This window comes from Kineococcus gurbantunggutensis, assembly GCF_050871925.1.
GTDB lineage: Bacteria > Actinomycetota > Actinomycetes > Actinomycetales > Kineococcaceae > Kineococcus.
Genome location: NZ_JBJLSG010000173.1, coordinates 1 through 9,737, shown reverse-complemented (window position 1 = coordinate 9,737; position 9,737 = coordinate 1). Strand labels below are relative to the sequence as shown.

At 77.7% G+C, this 9,737-nt stretch carries 8 protein-coding genes; 7 read left to right on the top strand and 1 reads right to left on the bottom strand.

What is annotated here, in order from left to right; translation table 11 throughout:
- Positions 1–55: 55 nt before the first annotated feature.
- A complete protein-coding gene (locus tag ACRYR7_RS21820; RefSeq protein WP_432574218.1) occupies positions 56–1,819 on the bottom strand; it encodes a diguanylate cyclase domain-containing protein in 1,764 nt (587 codons plus the stop codon).
- A gap of 226 nt (positions 1,820–2,045) precedes the next feature.
- Between ACRYR7_RS21820 and ACRYR7_RS21815 the strand changes: the two genes are divergently transcribed.
- The 7 genes from ACRYR7_RS21815 to wsfD are packed head-to-tail and all read left to right on the top strand — an operon-like array spanning position 2,046 to position 9,677.
- Positions 2,046–3,065: a hypothetical protein gene (locus ACRYR7_RS21815; RefSeq protein WP_432574217.1), complete on the top strand. Its 1,020-nt coding sequence runs from the start codon at positions 2,046–2,048 to the stop codon at positions 3,063–3,065.
- Entirely contained in the window at positions 3,062–3,760 is a 699-nt protein-coding gene (locus tag ACRYR7_RS21810) for an exosortase/archaeosortase family protein (RefSeq protein WP_432574216.1), read from the top strand. The genes ACRYR7_RS21815 and ACRYR7_RS21810 overlap by 4 nt, the downstream gene beginning before the upstream one ends.
- Positions 3,753–5,216 (top strand): glycosyltransferase, encoded by a 1,464-nt coding sequence (locus ACRYR7_RS21805; RefSeq protein ID WP_432574215.1) that lies wholly within the window; start codon positions 3,753–3,755, stop codon positions 5,214–5,216. Before ACRYR7_RS21810 ends, ACRYR7_RS21805 begins: the two co-directional genes overlap by 8 nt.
- 3 nt (positions 5,217–5,219) lie before the next feature.
- Positions 5,220–6,092 carry a hypothetical protein gene (locus ACRYR7_RS21800; RefSeq protein ID WP_432574214.1) on the top strand — a complete coding sequence of 291 codons (873 nt, stop codon included), beginning with the start codon at positions 5,220–5,222 and terminating at the stop codon, positions 6,090–6,092.
- The gene (gene wecB / locus ACRYR7_RS21795; RefSeq protein WP_432574213.1) at positions 6,089–7,246 is read left to right on the top strand and encodes a non-hydrolyzing UDP-N-acetylglucosamine 2-epimerase; all 1,158 of its coding nucleotides are present in this window, start codon (positions 6,089–6,091) and stop codon (positions 7,244–7,246) included. Before ACRYR7_RS21800 ends, wecB begins: the two co-directional genes overlap by 4 nt.
- Positions 7,246–8,079 carry a septum formation family protein gene (locus ACRYR7_RS21790; RefSeq protein WP_432574212.1) on the top strand — a complete coding sequence of 278 codons (834 nt, stop codon included), beginning with the start codon at positions 7,246–7,248 and terminating at the stop codon, positions 8,077–8,079. The genes wecB and ACRYR7_RS21790 overlap by 1 nt, the downstream gene beginning before the upstream one ends.
- Positions 8,076–9,677 carry a glycan biosynthesis hexose transferase WsfD gene (gene wsfD / locus ACRYR7_RS21785; protein ID WP_432574211.1) on the top strand — a complete coding sequence of 534 codons (1,602 nt, stop codon included), beginning with the start codon at positions 8,076–8,078 and terminating at the stop codon, positions 9,675–9,677. Before ACRYR7_RS21790 ends, wsfD begins: the two co-directional genes overlap by 4 nt.
- Positions 9,678–9,737: the final 60 nt, after the last annotated feature.

The window sequence follows — 9,737 nt, the reverse complement described above, 5'->3', positions numbered from 1 at the left end:
GCCGGCCGGCACCCGCCGGCCGGCCGCACCGCCCGCGCCGGGCGGGGGGGGGCGCTCAGGCCCGCAGGGCCGCGGCCTCCCCCGCCCCCGCGCGCACCACCCGGTCGCGCCCGCCGCGCTTGGCGGCGTACAGCGCCCGGTCCGCCGCGGCGACCAGCTCGGCGGGACCGGCCGCGCCGGGCGCGACCTGCGCGACGCCCGCGCTGGTCGTCAGCCGCGGGGCCGCCTCCGGCCCGCGCAGCCGCGCCACCGCCGCGCGCACCCGCTCCAGCACCGCGGCCGCCTCCTCCTCGGCGGTGTCCGGCAGCAGCACGGCGATCTCCTCGCCGCCGTAGCGGAACACCCGGTCCCCCGCGCGCACGGCCGCGCCGGCGGCCTCGGCGACCATCTGCAGCCACAGGTCTCCCACCTGGTGCCCGGCGGTGTCGTTGACCGCCTTGAAGCGGTCCAGGTCCAGCAGCGCGAAGCTCAGCGGGGCGCCCGAGCGTGCGCTGAGCTCCCACTCGCGCGCCAGCTCCGCGTCCATGCGGTGCCGGTTGCCCAGGCCCGTCAGCGCGTCCGTGGTGGCCCGGGCGCGGGTCTCCTCGTGCAGCCGCAGCGCCTCCAGGTACGCCGCCGCCGCCAGCACCAGCGACTCCAGGCCCGCGGGCACCTCCTCCCCGGCCGCCGGGCGGTCCACCGCCAGCACCGCCACGACGGCGCCGGCGCCGATGAGCGGCAGCGCCAGCACCCCGCCGCCCTCCTGCGGGCGCCCGTCGGCGGCCGCCGCGCCCACCACGGCCGGGGCCCGCTCGGGGCGCGGGGCCAGGTGCTGCGACCACGACGCGCACGACAGCGCCGCGCCCGCGCCGCGCACCCACAGGGCCGCCGGGGCACCGGCCAGCTCCGCGCTGGTGGTCACCACCAGGCGCAGCAGCGCCTCGCGCGACTCGCACGCCGCCATCGCGCGGGTGCCGTCCAGGACGGTGCGCAGCTGGCCGGTCAGGTGCTCGGCGCGCGCCTGGCGGGCCGCGGAGGAGCTGCGCTCGCGGTCCAGCTCGCGCGACAGGCGCACCAGGGCGGTGCCCACCTCGTCCAGCTCCCCCACGCTCCGGCGCGGCAGGTCGAGCAGGACCTCCCCGCGGCGCAGCCGGGCGATGGCGTCCTGCAGCTCCAGCAGCGGGTGGGCGATCAGCCGGCGCTTGCGCCGGAAGCCCAGGGCCACCACGACCAGGGCCACCGCCACGAGGAACACCTGCAGCGCGGCCTGCACCTGCAGCACGAGGCGCTGGCGGTCCACCGCCGCGTCCCGGGCGGCCGCGGCGTCGGCGATCGCCACCGCGTAGGCGGTGCGGTAGTCGTCGAAGAGGGCCTTGCCGCGCACCAGCAGGGCCGTGTCCGCGCCGGGGGCCGACCCGCCGCGCCGCAGCGCCTCGGCGGCCCACTGCAGCTCCCACGCCTCCTGAGCCAGCAGCACGTCCAGGACCTCCGCGGCGTGCTCGGGCGCGCCGGCGACCGCGTCGGCCAGGCGCTCCTCGTGCTCCTCGCCGGCGAGCTTGCCGGCCCGGTAGGAGTGCAGCAGGGCCTCGTCGCCCGTGACGACCCAGGCGCGCAGGCCGGTCTCCTGGTCCAGCAGCGCCTCGTGGTTCAGCCGCAGCTCGCGCGTCAGCGCGGTGGTGCGCTCCACGGCGGGTTGCACGACCCCCAGCCCGTAGGCGGTCGCCGAGGACACCACGACCAGCAGCAGCGCCAGCACGCCCAGGTAGGCGGCCATGTGCACGCGCAGCAGGTGCAGCAGCCCCCGGCGCTCGCCGGAGCGCTCGGTGCGGGCGGTCTCCACACCGTGCCCATCGGCACGGCGGCGGGCGCCCGTGAGGCGCGGACCCCGGACGGCGCAACGGCGCGGCGGGCGCGGGCGCGGCGGCGCCCGACGGCCCGGGAAGGCCTGTCCCCCAGCGGGGGGGCACGGCCCGCCCGCGCTGCTCCTTGCTAGCGAACCCCGCTCAAGCCCCCTAGCAGGCGCCCCGAGAACCACCTCAGGAACGAGGTTCGGGAAGGGGGCCGCCGTGGGGTGGTGGAGGTTCGGCAGGGACGGGCGCACCGCGGGGCGGGACGCCCGCGGCGGCGCACCCGGGGAGCGCGCGCCCGGGGCACCGGCGGCGCCCGCGCCGCCGTCCGGCACCGCGCCCGGCCCGGGCTTCCTCAGCACCGCCACCGGCCTGGCCGAGGCCCTGGTGGCCGAGACCGGCTACTCGACGTGGTTCGTCAACCGCGTCGTCGCGGGCACCCACACCGTGCTCGCCGGGGCCTCCACGAAGCTGCGGGTGCCCACCGGCATGGTCACCGCCCTCACCAGCACCCCGTGCGACGTGACCGTGGCCGCCCGCGGCCCGGTCATCGCCCGCGACGTGGACCGCTCCCCCGACCTCGCCGACGACAAGTCCGTCGTGGCGCTGGAGATCCGCGCCTACGCCGGCACGGTCCTGCTCGGCCCGACCGGGGAGCCCATCGGCACCGTGTGCGGCCTCAGCCGCGAGCCCGTCGGCGAGGGGGCCACCCCCTCCCCGCAGCGCCTGCGCGCCGACGCCGAGACGATCGCCGCGTCCCTGGCGCGCGAGCTGGAGGGCATGCGCGCGCTGCGCGAGGCCGACCGCGCCGCCGCCCTGGCCCACCACGCCGACGAGCTCACCGGCCTGCCCGACCGGCGCGGCTTCGGGCTGCTGCTCTCGCGCGAGGAGGACCGCGCCCGCACCTGGGCCGAGCCCAGCGGGATCGTGCTGCTCGACGTGGGCGCCGTCAGCAGCGCCCGCCTGGTGCGCCGCGCCGCCCTGGCCGCCCGCGAGGCCGCCGGCGGGGACGGCGCCGTGGTGCGCCTGGGCGGGCGCCAGCTCGGCGTGCTGTGCGCCGGCGCCGGCGTGCCGTGCACCGAGGTCGTCGCCGAGCGGGTGCGCTCGGCGCTCACCGCCGCCGGCTGCGCGGCCACCGCCGGCTGGTCGGTGCGCGAGCCGTTCGGCGGCCTCGTGGCCGCCTGGCAGCGGGCGGAGGAGTCGCTGCTGGCGGCGCGCCGCGCCGCGGTCACGGTGTGAGCGCGCCGGACGCCGCGGGCGGCCCGGCGGGCACCGGCGTCCCCGCGGGCGGCGGCCCGGCGGGCACCGGCGACCTGCTGGCGGTGCCGCTCGTCGAGGCGCCCGGGGACGGCACGCCCAGCGACGTGCTGCAGGCGCGCCTGCTCGACGAGCTCGTCGAGGCCGCCAGCCCCGACGTCGGCCTGGTGCGCCCCGTGCTCGGCGCCGGCACCGCCGCCGTCGTCCTGAGCATGTTCGTCATGGCCTCCGACGTCCGGCACGCCGAGGCGGGCCTGTCCGCCGTGCTGGCGCGCACCCTGGGCCTGCACGACGTCTACCGCGCCGGGTACGCGGTGATGTTCAGCGTCGAGGGCGTGCGCACCGGTTACGAGATCACCCTGGGCTGCACCGTCGCGTTCCTGCTCGTGCCGTTCTTCGCCGCCACCAGCGTCCTGCTGACGATCCGCCGGGTCCCCGTGCAGCGGGCCCTGAGCAGCCTGGCCTGCGCGGTCGGCCTCATCGTCACGTTCAACCAGCTCCGCCTGGTCGCCATCGCCCTGTCCATGGACCACTTCGGCCCGGCGCTGGGGTACTCGCTCAGCCACGTGCTGCTTGGGACCCTCATCAGCACCACCGGCGTCGTGCTCGCCGGCACCGCGTTCCTGGCGGTGCTGCTGCGCGGCACCTTCACCCGGGCGGGGGCGCACCATGGATGACCCGCGCTGGTTCCTGGCCCTGCTGAACACCGGGGCGTTCCTGCTGTGCGTGTTCTTCCTCGTCTACGTCATCTGCATCCTGCGGCCGTTCCTGCGCCGGCGCGACACCGTGCCCGGCGACCGCCGCGAGTTCGAGTTCCACTTCGTCCTGCCGTGCCTGAACGAGGAGGAGGTGATCGAGGCCACCGTGCGGCACCTGGCCGGCACGTTCCCCTACGCGACGCTGTGGGTGGTCGACGACGCCTCCACCGACGCCACCGGCGCGATCCTGGAGCGGCTGCGCGGGGAGCTGGTGAACCTGCGGGTCGTCAGCCGCGCCCACCCCGACGCGCAGAAGGGCAAGGGCGCCGCGCTGAACGCCGCCTGGCGCGCCATCGACGCCCACCTGCCCCCCGGCACCGACCGCGAGCGCGTGGTCGTCGGCGTGCTCGACGCCGACGCCCGCCTGGACCGCGCCTGCCCCGACACCGTCTGCGGCCCGGCGATGTTCGGCGACCCGATGGTCGCCGCCGTGCAGGTGCAGGTGCGCATCACCACCGACGTCGACGGCCTGGTCAGCACCGACCCGCACCAGCTCAGCGCCGGGCTCGACGACGAGGACGGCACCCCGGTCCGCCGCCGCGAGCCGCTGCTGGTGCGCCTGCAGGACATGGAGTTCACCGGCACCATCGCCGCGATGCAGGTGCTGCGCCGGCGCACCGGCAGCGTCGGCATGGGCGGCAACGGCCAGTTCACGCGCATGGCCTCCCTGGACCGCATCGCCCTGGAGCACGGGACCCCCTGGCACGGCGCGCTGCTGGAGGACTTCGAGCTGGGCCTGCACGTCCTGCTCACCGGGATGCGCACCGAGTACTGCGACGACACGTTCGTCGCCCAGGCCGGCCTGACGAGGGTGGTCCCGCTGATCCGCCAGCGCAGCCGCTGGTCGCAGGGCGGCATCCAGTGCTCCAAGTACCTCTGGCGCGTCCTCACCTCCCCCAACGTCCCGCTGCCCGCCGCCGTCGAGATCGCGTACTACCTGTACGTGCCGTGGTCGCAGATCGTCGGCAGCATCGTGTTCCCCGCGGCGATCGCGCTGGACTGCTACTACGCGCTGGCCACCGCCGGCGGACCCGGCGAGTGGTGGCGGGCCGGCGCCTGGGGCATCGCCCCGCTGGCGCTGCTGTTCGGCGCCCTGCCCAACGCGGTGTGGGGACCGCTGTACCGGGTGCGCTCCGGGCAGAGCATCGGGCGCACCCACGCCGTCCTGCTCGGCGTCGCGAACATCTTCTACGGCTACCTGCTGCAGGTCTCCGTCTGGTGGGCCCTGGTGCGCGTGCTGCGCGGGCGCCACGACTGGAAGAAGACCTCCCACGCCGCCGACGTCTCCGGCCACCAGCCGGCCCAGCCGGCCCTCGTCCCCACCCCCCGCGACACCGTCGCGGGTGCCCTCCAGAACAGCCCGGAAGGTGCCTGAACCATGACTCAGCAGAACCCCGCCAGCCGCCGTCCGGGCCTGGCCTGCGCCGTGGCCGCGCTGAGCGCCGCGCTGGTGCTCGCCCCCGCGGCGAGCGCCGCCGCGGACACCTCCACGGCCACCGCGACCGCCGTGGACGTGAAGGCGCTCGGCACCGCCGCCGTCTCGACCGGCGTGTCGAGCGCGGACAACACCGGTGAGCCGCCCGCCACGGTGGTCTCCCCCGCTCCGCTCACCGCCCTGCCGGGGCAGAACCTGGTCACCGGCGGCGTCATGGCGCAGCACGCCCGGGCGGGTTCCGACGGGACGTCCGCCGCGTGCGCCGGCGTGCTGAGCAGCGGCGGTTCGCTCAGCGTGGGCAGCACCGGGGAGTGCACCCGCAGCGGTACGGCCACCGGCGGCGTGGTGCTCACGCTCGTGCCGGCCCTGGGGCTGGTTCCGGCGACGCAGGTCCGGGCCGACGCGATCGTCTCCTCCTGCACGGCCCGCTCCGACGGCACGGCCGTGCCGAAGGTGCAGCTCGTCGGTGCGGGCGTCTACGTCGGTACCGTCAAGACCTTCGACCTGACCGCCCTCCTGGCAGCCGGCACCACGTCCGTCACCGTGCCGGGCGTGGCGACCCTGGGCCTGGCGGCGACGAGCACGAGCGGCGGCAAGGCCACCGCGACCGCGCTGACCGTCAAGCTGCTCAGCGGGGCCCTCGACGCGCAGATCGCCACCGTTTCGTGCGGGCAGAACGTGCGGGTGATGCCCACCCCCGCGCTCCCGCTGCAGGGCCTGCCGCTGGCCGCCGGGTTCCTCGCCGTCGCCGGCGTCGTGGCGCACCGCCGCGGGCTGCTGACCCGCGAGGCGCTGAAGGCGGTGGTGCGCCGGTGAACGCGCCCCGCGTCACGGTCGTCATGGGCACCCGGCCGGAGATCATCAAGCTGGCCCCGGTGCTGCTGGCGCTGGAGGCCCTCGGCGTCGAGCAGGACGTCGTCTTCACCGGCCAGCACTACGACCCCGAGCTGACCGAGGTGTTCTTCCGCGGCTGCGGGCTGCGCCCGCCGGCGACCGTGCTCGAGGGCGTCGGCGGCGCCGACCGCGTCGACCAGATCACCGCCTCCATCGCGCAGCTCTCGCTGCGGATGCGCGCGCAGCGCCCCGGCGCCGTCGTCGTGCAGGGCGACACGAACTCCGCGAACGCCGGCGCGCAGGCCGCGCACTACCTCGGCGTGCCCGTGGTGCACGTCGAGGCGGGCCTGCGCTCGAACGACCGCGCGATGCCGGAGGAGGTCAACCGCCTGCTCATCGGCGCGCTGGCCGACGTGCACTGCTGCGCCACCGCCGCCAACGCGGAGAACCTGCTGCGCGCCGGGACCCCCGCGCGCGCCGTGCACGTCACCGGCAACCCCATCGTGGAGGCCACCCGCCGCGCGCTGCCCGGCCCGGTGCAGCAGTCGCGGTTCCTGCGGGACGTCGGCGTGGAGCAGGACGGGTACGTCCTGGCGACCGTGCACCGGCCCGAGAACACCGACGACCCGCAGCGCCTGCGGGACCTGCTCGGCGCCCTGGGCGACCTGGGCCTGCCGGTGCTGCTGCCGCTGCACCCGCGCACCCGCGCCCGCCTGGAGGGCTTCGGCCTGGCCGTGCCCGCCGCGGTGCGCTTGCACGAGCCCGTCGGCCACACCGAGTTCCTGTCCCTGGCGGCGGGTTCGCGGCTGGTGGTCTCCGACTCCGGCGGCGTGCAGGAGGAGGTGACGGTCCTCGGCAAGCCCCTGGTCGTGGTGCGCAACAGCACCGAGCGCCCCGAGGCGGTGGACGCCGGGTTCTCCGTGCTGACCTCCGCCGCGGGGGTGCGCGAGGCCGCCGCCTCCCTGCTGCGCCCGGAGCACCTGGCCGCCCTGGCGACGCGGCCCAGCCCGTTCGGCGACGGCCGCGCCGGCCTGCGCATCGCGGCGCTGACGCTGGCCGCCGCCCTGCCCCCGGCCGGGTCCGTCCCGGCGCCCGCACCCGCGCCCGCCGCCGCGGCGCGCGCGGTGCCCGTGTGATGCGCCGCGCGGTCCTGCTCGCCGTGCTCGCCGCGCTCGCCCTGCTCGCCGGGGCCTGCGCGGTGCCGGTCGCCGACGGCAGCGCCACCGGCGCGCAGCCGGCGACGCCGACCGCGGACGTCGTGCCGGGCACCTGCAAGGCGCTGACCACCGCGGAGGGCATGACGGCGCTCAGCGACGTCTCCCCCGCCGTGCCGTGCTCGCGGCAGCACACCGCGGAGGCGTACGCCGTGGTCGACCTGCCCGCCGACCTGGCCGCCCGCGCGCAGCGCCCCTCGCCGGAGGAGCTGCGGCTGCGCACGGGCGTGTGCCCGGTGGACGGGCTGCGCGACTACCTCGGCGCCGACGACCTCGACTCCCACTGGGGCCTGAACGTGTTCACCAAGTACCCCACCCGCACCGAGTGGGCCGACGGCCTGCGCCGCGCCGCCTGCTACCTCGTGCTCGACCGGGCGCCGGGCACGGTGCCGTTCCGCGGCAGCACCCTGCGCGGCGCCCTGCGCCTGGACGACTCCGCCGAGCTGCGGCTGTGCCGCGACGACCGCGGCGTCGTCCTCTACCGCGGGCAGGACAGCTCGCGCGCCTACGTCACCTGCGACCGGGAGCACTCCGGCGAGCTCGTCGGGCACGTCGGCGCCTCCCTGGCGACCGCCGACCAGCGCGACGCCTGCCGGCGCCTGGCCGAGCGGTACGTCGGCGAGCCCCTGCGCGCGCCGTGGTCCGCGGTGGTGCGCAGCGCCGACGGCGACAGCTCCTGCTGGGCCGAGCACGCCGGCGGGCCGGTGCGCGGCACCGTGCGCGCCGGGCTGGTGCCGTGGAAGGCGGTCTCGTGAGCGCCGGGCCGTTCGACGCCGCGGGGCCGCTGCGCCGCGTCGCGCCGGACCGCGCGGGCGGGTCGGCGGGCGGGTCGGCGGGCGGGGCGCGGCGCGCGCCGGTGCGCCACGCCGCCACCGCCCTGGTGCTGCGCTTCCTGCGCGGGCGCCCCCTGGGGCGCGCCGCGGAGTTCGTCGTCCTCGCCCTCGTCACCGGCGGCGCGTTCGCGCTGCGGATGCTCGCCGGCGGCGGCGTCGGCCTGGCCGACGACGGGCGCGGGCACCAGCTCCTGTGCCGGCTGGGCCTGCGCCAGGACCTGCCCTTCAACACCCCCGCCGCCGACCGGTGGCGCCCGCTGTGGGTGCCGCACACCTGGTACGGGGAGGCGTGCGCCGCCGGCGACCCCGGCAGCGCCGGCGAGTGGCGGCACTCCACGCAACTGCTGCTCACCTCCGCCGCCGAGGCCCTCACCCCCGCCCTCACCGGTCAGCAGGGGCTGGACCTGCGGGTGCTGGCCGGGCTGTCGGCCGTCCTGGTCGGCCTGCTCGTGGCGGGCCTGTCGGTGCTGGTGCCCGGCAGCCTGTTCCGGCGCGCCGTGGTGGCGGGCCTGCTGCTGCTCGTGCTCGCCGACGGCGCGTTCGCGGGGTACTTCGCCTCCGCCCACCCCGAACCGGCGTACTTCGCGGGCCTGGTGGGCACCGTCGTGGCCGTCACGGTGCTGTTCCGGGCGCCGGCGGTGACGTGGCGGCACCTGCTGCTGCTGGTCGTCGCCGCGGCGTTCACGGCCCTGGCCACGCCCCGCTCCACGTTCGTGGCGTTCGCCGCCGCGCCGCTGCTGCTCGTGCGCCCGTACGGCGCGGGCACCCTGCTGCGCGGGGCCGTGCTGCGCCGGGTGCCGGGGGCGCTCGCGGCGCTGGTGCTGTGCGCGGGCACCGGGTGGTTCCTCTCCTCCGTCCCGGAGCGGGCGACCCTGGAGGACGACTACTCCGCCGTGTTCGCCGAGGTGCTGCCGCACAGCCCCGACCCCGCCGCGGACCTGCGCGCGCTGGGCCTGCCCGAGGTGTGGACGGCGTCGGCGGGGGTGCCGCTGTCCGACGCGGCCACGCCCCTGACGCAGTACGACCCGCAGCGGTTCAGCGAGCTCGCGGGCCTGCCGCAGCGGGTGGGGCTGTACCTGGACGACCCGCAGCGGCTGCGCGAGCTGGCCGACCGGGGCCTGAGCACCCTGGCGGTGCTGCGGGTGCCGGGCCTGGCCTCCTACCCGGTCTCCTCCGGCGAGCCGGCGCAGGCGCAGGAGTGCCGCGTGTGCGTGCTGCAGACCGCGTGGCAGCGGCTGTTCGGCCTGGAGCCGCACCTGTTCGTGGCGGTGTTCCTGGTCTGCTCGGCGGTGTGCGCGGCGGTGGCGTGGACGCTGCGCGAGGACCGCAGGGTCGGCGCGCTCGGCGCGGCCGGGGTGTTCCTCAGCGCGGTGGTGCTCGTGCAGTTCACCGTGGCGGTGCTCACCGGCGGCGGCGCGGACGTGGCCCGGCACCTGGTCACGGCGGGTTTCGCGCTCGCGCTGCTCGTGGTGACGACCGTGGCCTCGGTGCTGGCGTACCGCCACGACGGCCTGGGCTGACGGACCGCCCCGCGGGGCGGGGGCCAGCGGGGCCGGGGCCCGGGGCTGCACCCCGGGCCC

Excerpts from the sequence above, each read along its gene's own strand:
- ACRYR7_RS21805 (WP_432574215.1), top strand. The coding sequence starts at position 3,753 with ATGGATGACCCGCGCTGGTTCCTGGCCCTGCTGAACACCGGGGCGTTC.
- ACRYR7_RS21800 (WP_432574214.1), top strand. The coding sequence starts at position 5,220 with ATGACTCAGCAGAACCCCGCCAGCCGCCGTCCGGGCCTGGCCTGCGCC.
- ACRYR7_RS21790 (WP_432574212.1), top strand. The coding sequence starts at position 7,246 with ATGCGCCGCGCGGTCCTGCTCGCCGTGCTCGCCGCGCTCGCCCTGCTC.